At 62.6% G+C, this 17,182-nt stretch carries 23 protein-coding genes; 5 read left to right on the forward strand and 18 right to left on the reverse strand.

The features are described 5' to 3' along the window. The 16 genes from FF80_RS14310 to FF80_RS14380 all read right to left on the reverse strand — a co-directional run. The coding region (locus tag FF80_RS14310) for a phage major tail protein, TP901-1 family (protein ID WP_035101839.1) at positions 1-191 on the reverse strand (191 nt) is incomplete at its 3' end. Positions 192-357: 166 nt separating this feature from the next. Beyond that, positions 358-756: a DUF3168 domain-containing protein gene (locus FF80_RS14315; protein WP_035101797.1), complete on the reverse strand. Its 399-nt coding sequence runs from the start codon at positions 754-756 to the stop codon at positions 358-360. A 3-nt stretch (positions 757-759) separates the two neighbouring features. Beyond that, positions 760-1,101, reverse strand: a complete 342-nt coding sequence (locus FF80_RS14320) for a phage head closure protein (RefSeq protein ID WP_035101800.1) — start codon at positions 1,099-1,101, stop codon at positions 760-762. After that, positions 1,098-1,664: a phage head-tail connector protein gene (locus FF80_RS14325; RefSeq protein ID WP_035101803.1), complete on the reverse strand. Its 567-nt coding sequence runs from the start codon at positions 1,662-1,664 to the stop codon at positions 1,098-1,100. The genes FF80_RS14320 and FF80_RS14325 overlap by 4 nt, the downstream gene beginning before the upstream one ends. Positions 1,665-1,854: 190 nt before the next feature. Further along, complete coding sequence (locus FF80_RS14330) at positions 1,855-3,075, reverse strand: phage major capsid protein (RefSeq protein ID WP_035101806.1); 1,221 nt, start codon at positions 3,073-3,075, stop codon at positions 1,855-1,857. Between the two features lie 10 nt (positions 3,076-3,085). Continuing rightward, complete coding sequence (locus tag FF80_RS14335; protein WP_035101808.1) at positions 3,086-3,562, reverse strand: HK97 family phage prohead protease; 477 nt, start codon at positions 3,560-3,562, stop codon at positions 3,086-3,088. After that, complete coding sequence (locus tag FF80_RS22350) at positions 3,562-3,690, reverse strand: hypothetical protein (RefSeq protein WP_280113910.1); 129 nt, start codon at positions 3,688-3,690, stop codon at positions 3,562-3,564. The genes FF80_RS14335 and FF80_RS22350 overlap by 1 nt, the downstream gene beginning before the upstream one ends. A 4-nt stretch (positions 3,691-3,694) precedes the next feature. After that, a complete protein-coding gene (locus FF80_RS14340; protein WP_035101810.1) occupies positions 3,695-3,883 on the reverse strand; it encodes a hypothetical protein in 189 nt (62 codons plus the stop codon). Between the two features lie 108 nt (positions 3,884-3,991). After that, positions 3,992-4,189, reverse strand: coding sequence for a hypothetical protein (locus FF80_RS14345; protein ID WP_035101812.1), 198 nt, complete (start codon positions 4,187-4,189; stop codon positions 3,992-3,994). Beyond that, positions 4,189-4,449, reverse strand: coding sequence for a DUF1902 domain-containing protein (locus FF80_RS14350; RefSeq protein WP_035101813.1), 261 nt, complete (start codon positions 4,447-4,449; stop codon positions 4,189-4,191). The genes FF80_RS14345 and FF80_RS14350 overlap by 1 nt, the downstream gene beginning before the upstream one ends. 215 nt (positions 4,450-4,664) lie before the next feature. After that, positions 4,665-5,819 (reverse strand): phage portal protein, encoded by a 1,155-nt coding sequence (locus tag FF80_RS14355; RefSeq protein ID WP_035101815.1) that lies wholly within the window; start codon positions 5,817-5,819, stop codon positions 4,665-4,667. A gap of 292 nt (positions 5,820-6,111) precedes the next feature. Then, positions 6,112-7,293 (reverse strand): terminase family protein, encoded by a 1,182-nt coding sequence (locus tag FF80_RS14360; RefSeq protein ID WP_035101846.1) that lies wholly within the window; start codon positions 7,291-7,293, stop codon positions 6,112-6,114. Positions 7,294-7,342: 49 nt separating this feature from the next. Further along, entirely contained in the window at positions 7,343-7,756 is a 414-nt protein-coding gene (locus tag FF80_RS14365; RefSeq protein WP_035101817.1) for a hypothetical protein, read from the reverse strand. Positions 7,757-8,084: 328 nt separating this feature from the next. Further along, complete coding sequence (locus FF80_RS14370) at positions 8,085-8,471, reverse strand: DUF2147 domain-containing protein (protein WP_035101820.1); 387 nt, start codon at positions 8,469-8,471, stop codon at positions 8,085-8,087. Between the two features lie 173 nt (positions 8,472-8,644). Then, on the reverse strand, positions 8,645-9,916 hold the full coding sequence (locus tag FF80_RS14375) for an Hsp70 family protein (protein ID WP_348270331.1): 1,272 nt from the start codon (positions 9,914-9,916) through the stop codon (positions 8,645-8,647). Positions 9,917-10,103: 187 nt separating this feature from the next. Beyond that, complete coding sequence (locus FF80_RS14380; protein ID WP_035101824.1) at positions 10,104-10,757, reverse strand: diguanylate cyclase; 654 nt, start codon at positions 10,755-10,757, stop codon at positions 10,104-10,106. Positions 10,758-10,992: 235 nt separating this feature from the next. On the opposite strand from FF80_RS14380, the gene FF80_RS14385 reads away from it, so the two are divergent. Together FF80_RS14385 and FF80_RS14390 are read left to right on the forward strand one after the other, a co-directional pair. Beyond that, complete coding sequence (locus FF80_RS14385) at positions 10,993-11,454, forward strand: mobile mystery protein A (protein WP_035101827.1); 462 nt, start codon at positions 10,993-10,995, stop codon at positions 11,452-11,454. Next, positions 11,451-12,035: a mobile mystery protein B gene (locus tag FF80_RS14390; RefSeq protein ID WP_035101828.1), complete on the forward strand. Its 585-nt coding sequence runs from the start codon at positions 11,451-11,453 to the stop codon at positions 12,033-12,035. Before FF80_RS14385 ends, FF80_RS14390 begins: the two co-directional genes overlap by 4 nt. On the opposite strand, the gene FF80_RS14395 is transcribed toward FF80_RS14390, so the two are convergent. Continuing rightward, positions 12,032-12,487, reverse strand: coding sequence for a YcgN family cysteine cluster protein (locus FF80_RS14395; RefSeq protein WP_035101830.1), 456 nt, complete (start codon positions 12,485-12,487; stop codon positions 12,032-12,034). The two genes, FF80_RS14390 and FF80_RS14395, sit on opposite strands and share 4 nt — an antisense overlap. Before the next feature lie 184 nt (positions 12,488-12,671). On the opposite strand from FF80_RS14395, the gene FF80_RS14400 reads away from it, so the two are divergent. Continuing rightward, on the forward strand, positions 12,672-14,780 hold the full coding sequence (locus FF80_RS14400) for a PBP1A family penicillin-binding protein (protein ID WP_052153604.1): 2,109 nt from the start codon (positions 12,672-12,674) through the stop codon (positions 14,778-14,780). A gap of 156 nt (positions 14,781-14,936) precedes the next feature. Here the strand turns inward: FF80_RS14400 and FF80_RS14405 are convergent, their stop codons facing one another. Then, positions 14,937-15,473 (reverse strand): glyoxalase superfamily protein, encoded by a 537-nt coding sequence (locus tag FF80_RS14405; RefSeq protein WP_035101833.1) that lies wholly within the window; start codon positions 15,471-15,473, stop codon positions 14,937-14,939. A gap of 298 nt (positions 15,474-15,771) precedes the next feature. Here FF80_RS14405 and FF80_RS14410 point away from each other — a divergent pair, with 298 nt between their 5' ends. Together FF80_RS14410 and FF80_RS14415 are read left to right on the forward strand one after the other, a co-directional pair. Then, positions 15,772-16,347 carry a DUF1214 domain-containing protein gene (locus FF80_RS14410; protein WP_052153605.1) on the forward strand — a complete coding sequence of 192 codons (576 nt, stop codon included), beginning with the start codon at positions 15,772-15,774 and terminating at the stop codon, positions 16,345-16,347. Then, a complete protein-coding gene (locus FF80_RS14415; protein WP_035101836.1) occupies positions 16,344-16,928 on the forward strand; it encodes a hypothetical protein in 585 nt (194 codons plus the stop codon). Before FF80_RS14410 ends, FF80_RS14415 begins: the two co-directional genes overlap by 4 nt. Positions 16,929-17,182: the final 254 nt, after the last annotated feature.

Here is a 17,182-nt window from a genome sequence, read left to right on the forward strand (position 1 = left end):
ACCGAAGCCCGCTTGATCCCGCCCCCCGCCAGCAATTCCCGCCAGCGCCCGGCGCTTTCCTGATCGGTCGTATCCACCGTTGAGGCATTGAACGACAGCGCCCGCGTGCGCAGCCCCGCCACCGTCAAAAAGCTCCCCGCCCCGCTCTGGTCGAGCTTGAGCAACATATTCTTCCCGCTCTGAGCGGCCATGTTTTGGTCCTTTCAAGAAAATGCCAAACTCGTTGCTGGCTCACATTCGCCCACCCACCGCATCTCCCTCGGGCTTGACCCGAGGACCACTCGAAGAATGCACCAAGTTGTCAGAGGCCTTCGGGTCAAGTCCAAGGGATGCAGTGAGTTGGCGGCAGCGGCGGCTCTACCCCGCCTCACTGAAAAACCGCAACGTCACCGCCGCCCGCGCCAGCCCCGTATCCCGGTCGATCATCGTATCGGTCCGCACATGCCCGGCATGGCTCACCACCAGCCCCGCAGCGCTCACCAGGCCCGCCACCGCCACCACCCGCTCGGCAATCGCCAGCGCCCGCTTCCGGCTGGGTTGATCACCCCAGCAATGCACCAAAACCCGATGCTCCTGCCCCGGCGTCTCATCGCCATCGCGCTGCACCACGTCATGGCGCGCGATCACCACATAGGGCGCCGCGCGTCCCTTGGGCGGCGCATCGAACACCCCATTGGCCCCGATAATCGCGACCAGCTCAGCATCACTCCCCAGCGCGCTCGCCAATGCGCCCTGCAGCGCCACGATCGGATGCATGGCCTACCCCGTAAAACTGGTTTCGCTGCAGGTGCAGCTCAGATAAGCCCGCCGCCCATTGAGGTCGGCCGCGCCCACCACGTCCAGATTTCGTCCGCGATAGACGATCCGGTCCCCCGTTCCGATATCGCTGCGAAACCGCAACACCACGACATGGGAAATCGCCACACCACGCCCATCGGCACTGGTATCGTGCCGCCCCGACAGGCTGCGCACTCGCGCCCAGGCGCTGGCCAGCGGCACATAAAGCACACCATGCCCCGCCTCGTCCTCGACCACCATCTCGCGCCGGCGCAGCTGCACCCTATCGGTCAGCGTGCCAATCGGGGGAATGCGCTCGTTCATAGCCGCACCCGCTTATGCCCGGCCACCAGCCGGTCAAACCCGGACGGCACCACAGCCCCCGACCCCGCCACGATCACCGCATCGCGATGCTCGAACCAATATCCCACCAGCACCAGCAGCGCCTGCCTTATATCGGCCGGCACATCACTGGGCTCAGTCCCGAACCCCGCGACATAATCGATCTCGATCCCCTGCCGCTCCCGCAGCAGCGGCATGCCCTCCACCGAGCGCGGCAGCAGCAGCCGGTCCGGCTCCCCAAAAAACTGCGCCAGCGAAATGGCATGCAACGCCCCCGCTCCATCCACCGCATTGATTTCGGTCACCGAAATGAACGGGCTCACCGGCAGCTTCACCACCCGGCTCTCCGGCCAGGCATCCAGCACCACCCGCCAGCTCTGCGCCAGCAACGCCCGCCCCGTCACCCCCTCCACATGCAGCCGCGCCGCGCCAATAAGCGTCGTAATCAGCCCGTCCTCGGCAGTGTCATCGACCTTGAGAAACGCCTTGGCCTCGACAAGCGAAACCGGCTCCTCCGCGGGCCCAGCGAGAAGATAGGAAATCATTGTTTTGCCTTTTGATTTTGGTGCGCGGAGTCAGCTTGGGTGACCCGTTAGGTGGGCACCGTGCCGCGAAGGGAAGTCCGTCAGCCTGAGTCAGATGGAGCGAAGGCCCGAGCACCGGAGCGGAGCGTACATTAAGTACGTGAGCACCGGAGCACAGGGCCTTCGCTCTAGCTGGCCAGGATCACGGACTTTACGAGGCGGCGAATTTGAGCAGCTTGATCGCGTCATAATCCGCAATCCCGCCGCCGACCCTCTTCGTCGTATAAAACAGCACATACGGCTTGCTGCTGAACGGATCGCGCAGCACGCTCACGCCCTGGCGGTCGACAATCAGATAGCCGCGCCGGAAATCGCCGAACGCCACCGACAGCGAGTCCGCCGCCATGTTCGGCATGTCCTCGGCCTCGACCAGGTCAAACCCCATGAACCGGGCCTTGCCATCGGCCGTGGCCGCCGGCTGCCACAGGTAATTGCCGTCGGCATCCTTGAGTTTGCGCAGCGCGCCCTGCACCTTACGGTTCATCACCCAGGATGCATTCTGGCGGTAACCCGCCTTGAGTGCATAGACCAGGTCGATCAGCACATCGCTGGCATTGGCGGCCGGCAGCGCGCCTGCAGCACCCGTCGCGACATAGCCCAGATTGCCCCAGCTCCAATTGGCCTCGTCCACATTGGTCGCCGTCAAGAAGCCCTTGGGCTTGTTGACGCCATCGCCGCTGACGAACGCCGTGGTTTCCTGCGCCGCAAAAGCCGCATTCACCTCCTCGGCAATCCATTGGCCCACATCGACAGCCGCATCGTCGAGGAATGCCGAAGTCGCCGCCGGCATGGCATAGAGCTCCATGGTGGGATAGCTCAGCTCCGCCAGCGTCTGCGAGTTCGTCACCGGCCGCGCCGCCGTCTCACCCACCCAGCCCACTGCCGGACCGGTCACCGAAATCGGCCGCTTATAGACCGCGCTCGACACCTGCCGCACCCCGGCAATGGCGCGAATGGGCGACACCGCCGTCATCAGCCGCGTGATCTCGCTTTCCGTTTCGCCCGGCACCACATAGCCGCCATCGGCGCCGACGCCGATGGACAGCGCCTTCTCCTCGCCGCGCTTCACATAGGAGGAAAACGCATCCTTATATTCGCCTTCGGCCACAGCAGCCTTGCCATCGAGCAGCGGGCGGGCACGGTCAATCAGCGCGCGGTCCATCGCTGCCTTCTGGCCATCGAGCACGGCGTTAAGCCGGTCCAGCTTGCCTTCCAGCAGGCCATCGGCCGAACCACGCTTTTCCAGTTCCCCCAGCCGCTGGTTGTTGGTCGCCTTGAATTCTTCGAAGGCATGGGAGAATTCGGCGAAGAGAGCGCCAATATCGCTCCCCGCGCCGGCCTTGGTTTCAAGGCCGTCGTTGCTGTTGGTCATGCAAATGTCCTTATCGGTTGCGGATGGTTTGCGTCGCCGCCGCGATTGCGGCGCCGGTCGAAAGAGATGAGGGCGCAATCCGCGCGTCCTCCATCATGGGAAAAGTCACGATCGAGATTTCAAACAGATCGATCGCCCACAGCTTGCGCTTGCCGGCTTCGCGCGTGGCCTTGACGGTGCGAAAGCCGATCGAGAGCCCGTCCAGCGCCCCGCCTTCGATCAGGCGCTTCAGCGCATCGGCGCGCTCCACGCCTGGCACCAGCCGCCCGGAAACGAACAGCCCATGGCTGTCCTCGCCCATGGTTTCCCAAATGCCCACGGGTTCCTTGGGGTCATGCTGGAACAGCATCCGGATCCGATCGCGCCGCCGCGCCAGGCTGCTGGCGAAGGCCCCCGGCATGACGATATCGCCCCCGGCATCGACCCGGCCAAACACGCTCGCATAGCCGGAAAACCGCCCCGCGCCATCGATGCGAATGGGTCCCATCAGCGCTTGCCCGCCGGCTTGGCCGCGCTCTTGCCGCCCGGCTTGGGCCCGGCCAAAGTGCCCGCCAGGTTCCAGGCAAATTGCCGGAAAGTCTGCTGCGCATTCTCCCGATTTGGTTTACTGGCCATGGGCTTAGTCATCCTTCCTGAACAGTCGATTCAAGTTCGCGGTCTCCTGCACGAAGTCGTTGAAGTGTTGATTCACTTTGGCCATTTCCCGCAGGCTCCACACCAGCAGCGCACTGGCCCCACTCGCCCACAAAAACAGCGCCAAATGCGCCAGATCCCCCCGCTCAATGACGGTGCGCGTAAGCTCGTCCATGGTGTCCTCCAGCAAAGAAAAAGCCCCCGGGGGCCGGGGGCTTTGGTCGCAGCAGGGGCGGTGGCAGCGTTGAAAGCAAGAAGCCCGCCGGGTTGCGGCGGGCTGGTATTAATGGTCGGTAAAACCCATCCGGAGCTTGAGGACGTTGTATACGTCCCTTCGTTCTTGATCGGTCAGGTCATCTGGATCAATGACTCGAATGAGTTGTTTTTCGCGGTCTTCGTGGATGGTCGCGCCTTCGTAGGAGGGTCTGATCGGCGTGAGCCCTAATGCTTTGATACAAGCACGGTACTCATCGGCGGTCATCAGGCGGCCAGTGCAAACTTGCGGGTTTCACCGGAGGCGACGAATGCCTCTGGTATCTCATCCTCAAATGGAAGCACTTGAACGTTTTTTTCACCCGTGGCCTCAAGCATTTCCTTGATGGCGAGTGGAATCCGACGCTCAAGTTCCTCTATTGAACGAGCATGGACATAGAGACCCCTCATTTGCTCGCTCTTACCAAGAAGCAAGCCACTGTCGCGGTGCCTGACTATCTCCACAATGATGATGCGGTCTGTACTCATTTTTCCTATCTCCAAGCCGGTCGCCGCCTTTGTGGCGCCGTCCTCCCCCAGCCCATATAGTTATTAGAAGTCATACAGCGCGTAATATGTCACGTTAAATCAAGTTAACTTGCTATGCAGTTAATGTCCGACCTATGTCGAGGTTGCATAGCCGGAGCGGTATTACTCAATCGTGCGATGGACTCGCGCCATCCCAACCTCTGGGGAGCTGAGGCCTAAAGCCCCACCATCGCCCGCTTCTCTGCGTCGCTCAGAAACGGGGCACTCCCCACGCGTTCCCACAGCGCTGCGCGGTCTTCCGCCAGCGCTTCCACCCCATCGAAATCGGGCATGACCACCGCCCCGCCGAAGGCCGGCGAGAGCCAATTGCTCAATTCCTCCGCCACCCGCACCACCAGCGGCACCAGGGTCTGCCGCCACAGTGCGCGGTTGGCTTCGGCCAAGTTGGCATAAGTATTGTCGCCCGGAATGCCGAGCAGCATGGGCGGCACGCCAAAGGCCAGCGCGATGTCGCGCGCGGCCGCATGCTTGGCCTCGATGAAATCCATGTCGCGCGGCGTCAGCGCGATGGTCTTCCAGTCCAGCCCGCCTTCCAGCACCATGGGCCGCCCCGCATTGGCCGCCCCGGCAAAGCCCTGTTCCAGCTCGCTCTTGAGCCGCTCGAACTGCTCCTCGGTCAAATTGCCGCCGCCCGCCGAATAGACCAGCGCACCAGAGGGCCGCGCCGCATTGTCGAGCAGCGCCTTGTTCCACTGCCCGGCCGCATTGTGGATATCGAGGCTGGTCTGTGCCGCCTCGAGCGGCGCCATGCCGTAATGGTCGTCCATGGGATGAAACAGCGCCATATGCAGCACATTGGGCAGCGGGTCACTGTCCTGGCGCAGCCGCATGGTCCGCCCGCCGGCCGTATAGTCGTAAGCCACGGGCCACCCATCAGCCCCCGCCACCACCTTCATCCGGTCCGGCCGCAGGCAGAACAGCCCACGCACCTGCCCCTCGACAATCCCCGCCTGCAGATACGCATTCCCCGCCGTCTGCAGATAGGCATAGACCGCCTCGAGCATTTCCCCGCCCGATTGGCGCCCATTGGGCCGCCTGAGCAGGTCCGCCAGCGGATGCTCGTCGAGCCTCTTGCCGTCCTCGCTCACCACCAGCGGCACCCGATTGGCCGCCTCGGCAATCAACCTGACACAGCGATACACCACCGGATTGCGCGCGAACCCCTGATTGATCAGGCTGGCAAATCCCCGCTGGCTCCAATTGGCCGGCCCCAGGGAACTCAGGCTCATCAGTGTATGCCCGGCAAAATTCTTGGTTTCGACAGGCGCATTCGCTCCGCCGCCCAAAAGGCGGCTGATCCAGTTCGGCATGTTTTTGATCCTTGTCTAGTCCGGACCGATCCGGCCCATCGGTCGTCAACCCTCGCCCCTTGAGGGAGAGGGACGGCATTTCTGCGTTCAGCAGAAATGCCAGGGTGAGGGGCTTCGAGCCGTCCCGTAGGGCAAATCGCTCCAGTGGAGCGATTTGAGGGGAGAAGGCCATGAGAGCTATGCTCGAATGGCACAAGCTCTCCCATGCCAGACATGCAGAAAGAGACCCCTCATCCGCCCTTCGGGCACCTTCTCCCTCAAGGGGAGAAGGAAGGCGCCCGATGATGAAAGGCTAAATCCCCCGCACCCGCGGTCTCGTCCCATCCAGCAGCAATTCCGTCACCGCCCATACCAGCGCATCCACGCGGTCCGGCGAGTGCCCACCGCTTTTGCCATCGGCGCCGAAGCCGCACATCTCGTCCTCCAGCGCCGTCAGCCCCGCCACATGCCGCACCAGCCCACGCCCATAAAGCGCCGCCACCGGCTCGGCCCGCAGCCATTTGCCGCGATTGGCCCGCACAGCGCGCACCGGCACATTGGCATCGATCTGCTCGATCACCGCCTTGACCAGGTCCCCGCCCTGGTTGACCTCGACTACGATGGCATCCGCCCCATGGGCATGAAACGCCGCCACCGCCCGCTCCGCCCAGACCAGCGGCGGCGCTGGCTTGACCGTACGGTCTTCCAGCACCACAGCGCCCTCGCCCACCCGGCCGGCCACGATAATCCCGCAAGCATCCGATTTCGCCGTCCCCGTCACCGGCGGATCGACCGCCACCACAATTCGCTCCGGCACCACGCCGCTCACCGGCACAAACATCGCCCGCTGCCACAGCGCATCGGGCAAGTCCTCGATCAGTTCCCCATCCAGTTCCTGCCGCCCGAGCACCGAGCCGCGATAGCGCCCGACAATGGCATCGAGAAATTGCGGCGCCAGAAACCGGTTGTCGTCGGTGCGCATCCGGGTCACCACAGTCAGCGGATCACCCAGCAAGCGCTTGATCAACCTGGTCGGGCGCGGTGTCGTGGTCGCCATCTGGCGGGGCCTGTCGCCCAGCCGCAGGCCGAATTGCAGCATGTCCCACGCCTCGTCCGCCCTTGGCCATTTGCCGATCTCGTCGGCCCAGGCAGCGGCGAATTGGGGGCCGCGAAACCGTTCGGGGTCGCTGGCGGAAAGCACCATGGCTTCCACCCCATTGGGCCAGATCAGCCGGTTGTCGCGCAATTTTGGCTGTTCGTTGTGCGGGTGGACGCGGAGTACGCCGCTTTCCCCCTGCACCATGATGGCGATCGCCTCGGCAATCGTTTCGCCCACCAGCGCGATCGGGCCGATGCCTTGCGCGGCCAGTCCCCTGACCCATTCGGCGCCCGCCCGCGTCTTGCCCGCGCCCCGCCCACCCATCAACAGCCAGGTGGTCCAGTCGCCTTCGGGCGGCGTCTGATGCGGAGCGGCCCATAGCGGCCAATCAAACATCAGCGAGGCGACTTCCTCGTCGCTGAGCGTTGCCAGCAGGTCGCCATAGTCATCGGTGCTTGAGCTGTTCAATTCGCTGGGCCAGTTTGTTGCGCAGGTCGCTCATTTCCTTTTTCTGGGCCGGTTGGCGGCCGCGATTGGCCGTTTCCAGCTCCATCAGCTTTTCCAGGGTCTTGGCCATGGTGCCGAGCAAAGCGGCGCTCTTGTCGACCGGCTCGGTCATTGTCTTCTCCAGGTTGCGAACTTGTTTTTCCAGCACGCGCAGCATGCGATTGATCAGGAGCCGCAAATCGACGTCGCGGGTACTGCGCAGACGCCAGCCCTGCCGCTCGCGGCGAAACCGCAATTGGGCAATGGTGATGCCGTGGCGCGCGCAGATCTCTTTCTGGGTGCCGTTATTGTGTTCGTGGTCGCGCTGCACCGCAGCCCAGTCCACCTCATGGGCTGTATTCAAACCGTCCATCGATGCCTCGCTAGAATGGGGCGCGCCGGGCGCCGCCGGAGGGTCTTGGCTGACCCACTTTTCCGACCATGCCTGAACTATAGATGACCACCGTGACGCGGGGATAAGTTGGATAAGTCAGATGGTTTTTGCTGCCTCGTGAGACCTCATGGTGAGCCTGTCGAACCACGAGGTCGGGCGCGTGGAGGCTTGGGTGCCACGATCTGCCTCCCTCCCCACAAGGGGGAGGGAACCGGATCGGGGCTCGCTTGATCCAAGAGTAGACCCAAACACAAAAAACCCCGCTCCAACCGGAGCGAGGCCCTGAACCCTCAGCGAAACGCGAACCCTACCGCCGAACGAAATCCACGCTCTGGCAGGCGATCAGCTTGCATCCTGACAGCCGCATGCTGTCCCCATCGACCAGCGTGACCGAGCCTGCAACGGTCTGGCCGTCATATTTCACCGTACCGCGCCATTTGTTTGCGCCGGCGGGCCTGGCGCCGTTGACCACCAGCTGGTTGAGCATGGCAACGTTTTCCGGCTTGCGTGCGTCGCGGCGCAGCCAGGTCAGTTTGGCGCAGAGCTGGGTGCCGTCCCCGCAATAGCTGACGGCAAAGCGCGATTCCCCGGTCGTGGTCTGCCAGGTGCCGACCGGCGAAAGATCCTGCGCAGCGGCAGGTGCGGCAAGCCCAATGGTCAGGGCCAAGGCAGCGATGGTCTTGAACAAGGTCATTTTGTTCCTCGACAATATGTTCATGCCCTGGCCAGCAGGTCCGTGGGGCGGTGGAATGAAGTGTTGGTCGAACACATGCCAGACCGCAGATGAACTGGCTGCAAACTGCTTATTCAGTTTTCATTCATCGCATGGCCAAGGTGTGGCCGCCCCCCGCCGTTCCTGCATGGGAACTATGCCGGATATGCAGGCCCGAATTTGCGCGCCGCATCCAGCGCCAGTCCCAGCCCCACACTGCCCAGCACGTCGGTGCGCACCAGCTCGGACGTGGGAAACAGCGTCCGCAGCCGATTGGCAATGGCAGGCACCTGGGTCGAGCCGCCTGTCAGGATCAGGCTATCGATGTTCCCCGCCGCCACCCCTGCCCGCAGCAAGGTCTCCGCAATGGTTGATTCAATGCGCGCCACCGAATGCTCCAGCGCCTGCGTCAAGTCCTTGATCGTCATGCTGGTTTCCACCTGCTGCGCGCGCACGGCAAACTGGAATTGCGTCTCCTGCACATCCGAAAGCGCGATCTTGGTCGCCTCGACCGCGCCCACCAGCCGGTGCCCCAGCCGATCCTCGATCAGTTCGATCATGATCTCGACCTTGTCGGCCTCGCGCGCCTCCCGCCGCGTGCCGCGCAGGTCGCGCAGCGTCTGCGCATTATAGAGCCGGTTGATGCGGTGCCAGGTCGACAGGTCATAATAGGGCGCCACCGGCAAATAGCGCTTGCCGTCCTTGGTCTCGCTGCCCAGCCCCAATTGGGGCATCACCTTGGCCATGGACAGCAGCCGGTCAAAATCGGTCCCGCCCACATGCACCCCGGCCGTCGACAGAATGTCCCCGCCCCGCTCCACCGCCCGCGCCCGCTCGGGTGATACCCGCACCACCGAAAAGTCCGACGTACCGCCACCCAGATCGACGATCAGCGCCAGCCGCTCTGCCGTCACCTGCCGCTCATAATCCAGCGCCGCCGCAATCGGCTCGAACTGGAACTCGACATGGGCAAAGTCCTGCCGCCGCACCGCCAGTTCGAGCTGCCGCTGTGCCTCGGCATCCGCCGCCGCATCGTCATCGACAAAGTGTACCGGCCGACCCACCACCACCGCCTCGAGCGGCGCACGGGCCTCTGCCTCAGCGCGCGCCTTGAGCTCGGCGACGAAAATGCCCAGGATATCATCGAAGCGATAGGATTTTGCGCCCACCCTGATGCCGTCATCGAACAAGGCCGTGCCCAGCACGCTTTTAAGCGAGCGCAGCAACCGGCCTTCCGCCCCCGCCACATATTCGGCAATCGCGCCCCGCCCGAAATGAGTGCTCCGATCCTCAAAGCTGAAGAACAGCACGCTGGGCATGGTCTGCCTGCCATCTTCGAGCGGCAGCAGGCGCGGCACCCCATCAGCACCGGCAAGGCCCATGGTCGAATTGGACGTGCCAAAGTCGAGGCCGCAAGCAAGGGTCATCGGAGCCATCCATCATGGGAACCACGCCCGGCGGCGCGAGGGACGGCCCTCATAATGGCTCAGGGCCAATGACGCAACCTCGGAACGAGCAGAAGCCGCCCACGCACGGGGTCATTCCGGCGCAGGCCGGAATCCATGCTGAAGGTCATCCACGTTCACGATTTTGGAGTAAGGCGGGTGAAACCAGTCAAGCAGCCTTGCGCCGCTGCTCCTGTGCCGGCCGCAAATCCACCACTTCCAGCCGCCCCATGCCCCTGCGCTGCGCCTTTTTCAGCGCCTGCGCACCGGCCTCGAAAAATGTCCGGTCATATCCACCCTGTGGATTGCTCACCGCCAGGCCCACGCTGACGGTCACCGTCCCCGCATGGCTTTCCTTATGCGCCAGCCCCTGCCCCCGAATAGCTTTGGCGATCTTCTGTGCCAGCGTCCGCGCCATCAGCACCGGCATATCCGGCAGCGCGACCACAAAAGTCGCGCGTCCCATGCGCAGGCAGGTATCATCATCATGCGGCAGCACGTCTGCAATGGCCTGCATCACCGTCATGACGCAATCGTCGGTCGCGCCCTTGCCATAACAGGCGAAATATTCGCGATAACGGTCAATCTCGATCACCAGCAGGCTCATCGACACTCCGGCCTCGGCCGAAGCCTGCCAGGCCCTGGTCAATTCCTCTTCGATCCGCGCGCCCAGCCTGGGCTTCATGCCGATCTGGCGGGCAATCGCTGCCTGCCCATATGCCGGCACCCGCTCCTGTTGCACGGGCCTCAAGGCCCCCAGCGCCATCCGCACCCCGCCCCAGAAATGCTCAGCACTATCCTTGGCAATCACCGCATCGGTCATATCGTCGCCTGTCCCGGGCACCTACAACAGCGCCAGCGATCAGGCCACAACATGGTTAACCGGGGGTTAAGGCTTGTGACAGGTCCAAACTGGAGAGAGCATAGCAACCAGGCCATAGCCTGGTTTTAAATTATCATAAACCAGGCTATAACCTGGTTTTAATATGCATGATGCCAGGTTATAACCTGGAATATTCCTACAAAGGACCAGGCCATAGCCTGGTGGAGGTATCGAAATGGCCTGGAATCGTAACCTGCAGCGAGCCAGACATGGTCTAGACAAAAAACTTGAAACCTTTCAGCCCGCCGCTCAACACCAGCCGCCCGCGAAGGGCTGGATACGTGCACTCAGGAACTCGATTGGCCTATCGTCCGCTCAGCTTGGAAATATGCTCGGTGTTCGATCGCAGTCGGTGGATGACATGGAAAAGGCGGAGGCCAGTGGTGGCATTAGTCTCGATACGCTTCGACGTGTAGGCAGAGCCATGGACTGCACCCTGGTCTATGCCCTTGTCCCCAACTCCTCGCTGGAAACTTTCGTGGCGAAACGAGCCGAGACCCTTGCAAGAATTGCCATCACCGGCGTTGCTCACACAATGGCACTAGAGGATCAGCAGGTAACCAGTGAACTGCAACAGCAGATTGCCGACTACATCGAAGATCACATTTCTGAGCGAGACCTGTGGTCCCGAAAATGACGGACATTTTTGCAGGGCCGCTTGGTTCAATCCCGTTACCGCCAGAGGACCAGAAAGGCCTGCGGCTATCCTGGATCACCACGCGACAAGAACTCAACGAGGCCGAGCAACTGAATATCCTGGCCGGGCGCGCATGGGCATTGCGCAGCCGCGTAGACCTGACCGCAGAACGCTATCTGCTGCGGTTGCATCAGCGCATGTTCGGCGATGTCTGGTCCTGGGCGGGTAAATTACGCGTGCGCGAAACCAACATTGGCGTCTTGCCCCATGAAATCCCCACCAGGCTAAAACAATTCCTGGCCGATGTGGCCTATTGGTTGGGCCACCAAACCTATGCACCCGACGAACTATCGGCCCGATTCCATCATGGCTTGGTCCTTATTCATCCTTTCACCAATGGGAACGGCCGGCATACACGCCTGGCCGCGGACCTGATGTGCCGGCAACTCGGGCAAGACGCCTTCACTTGGGGACAGCATAGCCTGGATTCCGCCGGCGCAACCCGGCAGGCCTATCTCGCCGCCCTGCGAGCCGCCGACCAGCACGATTTCGGCCCGCTTCTCGCCTTCGTCCGCAGCTAAATCCGTTCCGGCGGTTCCCATTCCGGCCAGTCCACCGCATGCTCTTCCCACGTATCAGGCGCGACGTCGGTTTCGAGGAACGTGCGCCCGGACACCGACACGCCCACATCCACCACCGTCTGCGGATCGCCCGACACCAGCGGGTGCCACCAGGCCAGGCCCTTGCCTTCGGCAATGCGGCGATAGGCGCAGGTGGTGGGGATCCATTTGATCTCGGTGACATTCTGCGGCGTCAGCTTGATGCAATCGGGCACCTTGGCCTGCCGTCCGGGATAGTCGGTGCAATGGCAGCTATCCCCGTCCAGCAGCTTGCAGCGTACATCCGAGGTGATCAGGATGCCGCTGTCTTCGTCCTCGAGCTTGATCAGGCAACAGCGCCCGCAGCCGTCGCAGAGGGATTCCCACTCCGCTTCGCTCATCTGCTCGAGTGTTTTTTCTTCCCAAAAGGCCATCTTAACCTGACATGCGGCATGGTATTGCCGGTTCGCTCTTATACGCCATTATTGGCAATCATATTCCAGCGATTGAGTTGCATTCAGCGCTTTGGCCAGACATCACTCAGCCACAGGCGCAGCCGGGGACCAAGCGGTGCAGGATCCGTTCTACACGAAAGACAAGCGGCCCAGGAAGTCGTCCATGCTGGCGGCCGATGCGTGGCTGGATTCCTCGCTCTACGACTTCTGGCAGGGACTGGGCCGGGGCTGGACCAGGTTCCAGGACATCATGTCGGTGTTCCGCGTCAGCGGTATCAAACGTTTCTTCGTCGAAATCTTGTCCGACGCCTTCTCCTTCGGCGCCATCGGCGCGGTACTGATGACAGCGCTTGCCCTGCCCGCTTTCGACGCCACCGCTTCGGGCGAGTATAACAAGGCGGAAAACTATTCCGTGGTGTTCCTTGATCGCTTCGGCACCGAGATCGGCCGCCGCGGCATCCGCTCCGACGATTCCGTCGCCCTCAAGGACATGCCCGATTACCTGATCAAGGCCACGCTCTCCACCGAAGACCGCCGCTTTTACGATCATTTCGGCATCGATGTGGTCGGCACCCTGCGTGCGCTGATGAACAATGCCCAGGGCGACGCCTCCACCCAGGGCGGTTCCTCGATCACCCAGCAGCTGGCGAAAAACCTCTTCCTCTCCTCCGAGCGCACCATCGAGCGCAAGATCATCGAGGCCTTCCTCGCCGTCTGGCTCGAATGGCATTATTCCAAGGATGATATTCTAAAACTCTATTTCGACCGCGCCTATATGGGCGGCGGCAATTTCGGCGTCGTGGCGGCGGCCGACTATTATTTCGGCAAGAAGGTGCAGGACATTAACCTGGCCGAAGCCGCCATGCTGTCGGGCCTGTTCAAGGCCCCCACCCGCTATGCCCCCCATGTCGATCTCGCCGCCGCCCGCGGCCGGGCAAACCTGGTGCTCTCCAACATGGTTGCCGCCGGGTTCCTGACCGAAGGCCAGGTCACCGCGGCCCGCCGCCATCCGGCCACTCCTGTCGATCGCACCGCCGACGCCAATTCGCCGAATTACTTCCTCGATTGGGCATTCGAAGAATCCAAGAAAATCATCGATACCACGCGCCACGCCTCCAACAATTTCATCGTCCGCACCACCATCGACACCACGCTGCAGAAATATGCCGAGGAGGCCATCACCTCCACCGTGCGCGAAAACGGCGAGCAATATGACGTGTCGCAGGCCGCCATGGTGGTCACCGATACCGGCGGAGCGGTGCGCGCCCTGGTGGGCGGCACTGACTATGGCAAAAGCCAGTTCAATCGCGCCATCGTCTCCACCCGCCAGCCCGGTTCGGCCTACAAGGTCTTCGTCTATGCCGAAGCCATGGAACAGCTCGGCCTCAAGCCGACCGATACGATCACCGACCGCCCCGTCTGCATCGGCGATTGGTGCCCGCAGAATTACGGCCGCAACTACAAGGGCACGGTGACCCTGCAAAGCGCCTTGGCCCAATCGCTCAACACCGTCGCCGTGACCCTGTCGATCAAGACCGGCCGCGATCCCATAGCCGCGCTCAGCCACCGCATGGGCCTGCGCGCCGATTACCCCGTCACCCGCTCGCTGGCGCTGGGCGTCGCCTCGGTTTCGGTGCTCGACATGGCCTCCTCCTATGCCGTGCTGGCCAATGACGGGCTCAAGACCCCGGCCTATGGCATTACCCGCATGTCGACGCTCAATGGCGAACTGGTGTTCGAGGCCGATCCCAATCCTTCGCGCGAGCGCCTGCTCAGCGAAACCACCGTCGCCGGCATGAATTCCATGCTGCGCGGCGTGGTCACCGGCGGCACCGGCCGCCGCGCCGATGTGCCCGGCGTCCCGGTCGTGGGCAAATCGGGCACGACCTCATCCTATCGCGATGCCTGGTTCTGCGGCTTTACCGGCAATTACGTGGCCGCCGTGTGGTTCGGCAATGACGATTACCATCCCACCAAGACTCTGACGGGGGGCACCTTGCCCGCCATGGCCTGGCAGAAATTCATGGCCTATGCCCACACCAATATCGACATCAAGCCGGTCTTCGGCGTCGATTTCGTCCCCACCCAAACCATGGTCGCCGCCGCAGATCCCGCCGAAGAGCAGGTCGAAATCGCCCAGCGCCCGCCAACCCTCACCCCCGGCGCCGCCCGCAAACTGCTCGACCTGGCCGGCCTGTTCCAGGGCGAACTCCGCGCCGCCACCCCGATCAACAATCAGGCAGCCGTACCCGGGTCGAGCGCTGGGCTGTAAACTCTGCCAATGCTTGAGAGACCTCATGGTGAGCCTGTCGAACCACGAGGTCGCGCGAGTGGAGGCATGTGTGCCACGACCTCATCCTTCGACAAGCTCAGGATGAGGTCTACTGGGAACGCCGGCCCCAATGCAGTCTCCCGCGCTGCCTTGTGGTCAGCCCTTCACTTCCACAAACCGAATACGGTTATTGAACGGATCGGTCACGCTCACTTCGAGCCGCGTTCCCTCATCCTCAAGCCCCGGCTTCATGTAGCGATAGTTCTGGGCGCTGAGTTCTGAATGAAAGGCCTGTATGCCTGCCATATAAACGATCATATTGCCGCCTGGCGATGCATCGCCGGAATGTTCGGACAGATGCAGCCGCAGCCCGCCGCGCGAGACTTGGGTATAGAGCGGGAATTGTTCGCCATAGCGATGTTCCCAATCCACCGAAAACCCGAGAAAGCCCAGATAGAATTCGTGCGCCTTGGCGACATCGAAGATGCGCACGATGGGCACTGCCTGCTCAAAGGCGATTGCATCAGGCTTTTCGGCGCCCTCGATTTTCGCCGACAGGATATTCCAGCTGGCCAGCCCGAGCTGACGCGCCACGATTTCCAGCGCCTGGCTGTGGCTGATGGTGATGTTGTTGGTGGCCAATTCTTCCCGCATGGTCTTGGCCATGGCTTTGGCATCGCGATAATCGCGCATGATCGTTCCTTCGTCCCGGCGAAATTCTGGTCAGCGCCCGCATTGCCGACATCTTCGCCTGACGGTGAAACGTAAGGGAAGTCTGGTGGGAGGCGTTCGCCATGTCCTGGTTGGACGCGGGCTGCCGGCCGCCTCTGGCCGTACATAAAAAATACCGGGTGGCGCCCGGCTTGTCCAGAGCATTGGCGTGGGAACGGAGGGTGCAATTCACACTTTCTCCACCACACCATGGTTGATATAGCCTAGTGATCGTCGAGGGTGGACGAGGTCCCCCGCCACCATCGAGGCCGGCTCTTCATTGCGTTTCGTCATTCACCTCCTGCTGATGATTGCAGTCGCCCTGGGCACCGGCTTTGGCCTGTCCTGGCATGCGCTCAATGATGGACGCCTGTTCGGCGGCGCGCAGGTCGGCCCCTGGAGCGCCTGGCCCGATGTCGGCTCAGGGCAGCCCAATCCTTATACCCGCGCCCATCTGGCCCGCGCGGCATCGCTGCAATTAGGCCTCAGCGAAGGCATCCAGTTCACCGCCACGACCGACAGCGCCGGCGAACCGCTCACCCGCAATTGCACGTACCACCTCAATGGCACGACGCCCCTCGCCACCTTCTGGACGCTCTATGCGGTGGATAGTGACGGCATCAATATTGCCGCGCCCGACGACCAGGCCGCCATCCGCTCGGATAGCCTGGCCCGCGCCAATGATGGCGCCATCACGCTCAATGTCGGCACCAGTCTCATGCCTGGCAATTGGCTCGAACTCACCGGTACCGGCCCGTTCGGCCTGGTGCTGACCCTCTACGACACCACGGTTTTCTCGGGCCTCAACGGCAGCACCAATAATATGCCCGCCATCGAGCGGGAGGATTGCGCATGATCCGCACCCTGCTCTGGCTGCTGGCCGGCGCCGTGCTGGGCGGCATCATCCATATCGTGGTGATCCTGACCCTGCCCGCCCTTGCCAGGGAAACCGTGTGGACCCGTATCGAGGCGCTGGGCGCGACCAATCGCATGCTGGTGCTGCCCAGGGCCGAACCCGGCCAGCCCAACCCGCTCGGGCTTGATCCCGATCTCGCCTATGCCGTGTGCCAGGTCGATCTCAGTCAGGGCCCCGCCTATATGAGCGGCATGATGCCCGACGCCTTCTGGTCGGTGGCCATTTTCAACCAGGCCGGCATCATCATCTATTCCACCACCAACCGCGACGGCATCGGCCAGACCCTGGAACTGGGCATTTTCAACGCCGCCCAGACGCGCCTGCTCGCCCAACAGCAACTCGACATCGCCGAAGGCCTGCTCGTGGTCGAATCCGCCAGCGACAGGCTCTTCGTCCTCGTCCGCCTCGCCCCGCCCCACCAGGCCATGCGCGCCCGCTTCGAACAAGCCCTCGCCAATGTCCAATGCGGCACGCGCGGCACTCCCGCGACGCCAAGCACAGAACCGACGGTCACGCCTTAGAGCGACGGATAACAGCGGAGTCCCCCTCGCCCCTTGAGGGAGAGGGACAGATCATTCTTCGTCCAGAAGAATGTTCAGGGTGAGGGGTTCGGAGCCGTCCCATGCTCCAATTTCTTAAATTTCTCGGTGTCATTCCCGCGAAAGCGGGAACCTCCGTTTTGGGGTGGAAAGATAGGAAACAGAGGTCCCCGCTTTCGCGGGGATGACACCTCGTTGGTACAACAGAGCTAATACCCCACCGCACCCAACACCCC

Origin of the sequence: Devosia sp. LC5 (genome assembly GCF_000735585.1) — a bacterium.
Lineage (GTDB): Bacteria > Pseudomonadota > Alphaproteobacteria > Rhizobiales > Devosiaceae > Devosia.

Bases quoted from the DNA above. Each gene is read 5' to 3' on its own strand.
- FF80_RS14315 (WP_035101797.1), bottom strand. From the start codon at position 756: ATGCATCCGATCGTGGCGCTGCAGGGCGCATTGGCGAGCGCGCTGGGG.
- FF80_RS14320 (WP_035101800.1), bottom strand. From the start codon at position 1,101: ATGAACGAGCGCATTCCCCCGATTGGCACGCTGACCGATAGGGTGCAG.
- FF80_RS14325 (WP_035101803.1), bottom strand. From the start codon at position 1,664: ATGATTTCCTATCTTCTCGCTGGGCCCGCGGAGGAGCCGGTTTCGCTT.
- FF80_RS14330 (WP_035101806.1), bottom strand. From the start codon at position 3,075: ATGACCAACAGCAACGACGGCCTTGAAACCAAGGCCGGCGCGGGGAGC.
- FF80_RS14335 (WP_035101808.1), bottom strand. From the start codon at position 3,562: ATGGGACCCATTCGCATCGATGGCGCGGGGCGGTTTTCCGGCTATGCG.
- FF80_RS22350 (WP_280113910.1), bottom strand. From the start codon at position 3,690: ATGGCCAGTAAACCAAATCGGGAGAATGCGCAGCAGACTTTCCGGCAA.
- FF80_RS14340 (WP_035101810.1), bottom strand. From the start codon at position 3,883: ATGGACGAGCTTACGCGCACCGTCATTGAGCGGGGGGATCTGGCGCAT.
- FF80_RS14345 (WP_035101812.1), bottom strand. From the start codon at position 4,189: ATGACCGCCGATGAGTACCGTGCTTGTATCAAAGCATTAGGGCTCACG.
- FF80_RS14350 (WP_035101813.1), bottom strand. From the start codon at position 4,449: ATGAGTACAGACCGCATCATCATTGTGGAGATAGTCAGGCACCGCGAC.
- FF80_RS14355 (WP_035101815.1), bottom strand. From the start codon at position 5,819: ATGCCGAACTGGATCAGCCGCCTTTTGGGCGGCGGAGCGAATGCGCCT.
- FF80_RS14360 (WP_035101846.1), bottom strand. From the start codon at position 7,293: ATGTTTGATTGGCCGCTATGGGCCGCTCCGCATCAGACGCCGCCCGAA.
- FF80_RS14365 (WP_035101817.1), bottom strand. From the start codon at position 7,756: ATGGACGGTTTGAATACAGCCCATGAGGTGGACTGGGCTGCGGTGCAG.
- FF80_RS14370 (WP_035101820.1), bottom strand. From the start codon at position 8,471: ATGACCTTGTTCAAGACCATCGCTGCCTTGGCCCTGACCATTGGGCTT.
- FF80_RS14375 (WP_348270331.1), bottom strand. From the start codon at position 9,916: ATGACCCTTGCTTGCGGCCTCGACTTTGGCACGTCCAATTCGACCATG.
- FF80_RS14380 (WP_035101824.1), bottom strand. From the start codon at position 10,757: ATGACCGATGCGGTGATTGCCAAGGATAGTGCTGAGCATTTCTGGGGC.
- FF80_RS14385 (WP_035101827.1), top strand. From the start codon at position 10,993: ATGGCCTGGAATCGTAACCTGCAGCGAGCCAGACATGGTCTAGACAAA.
- FF80_RS14390 (WP_035101828.1), top strand. From the start codon at position 11,451: ATGACGGACATTTTTGCAGGGCCGCTTGGTTCAATCCCGTTACCGCCA.
- FF80_RS14395 (WP_035101830.1), bottom strand. From the start codon at position 12,487: ATGGCCTTTTGGGAAGAAAAAACACTCGAGCAGATGAGCGAAGCGGAG.
- FF80_RS14400 (WP_052153604.1), top strand. From the start codon at position 12,672: ATGCTGGCGGCCGATGCGTGGCTGGATTCCTCGCTCTACGACTTCTGG.
- FF80_RS14405 (WP_035101833.1), bottom strand. From the start codon at position 15,473: ATGCGCGATTATCGCGATGCCAAAGCCATGGCCAAGACCATGCGGGAA.
- FF80_RS14415 (WP_035101836.1), top strand. From the start codon at position 16,344: ATGATCCGCACCCTGCTCTGGCTGCTGGCCGGCGCCGTGCTGGGCGGC.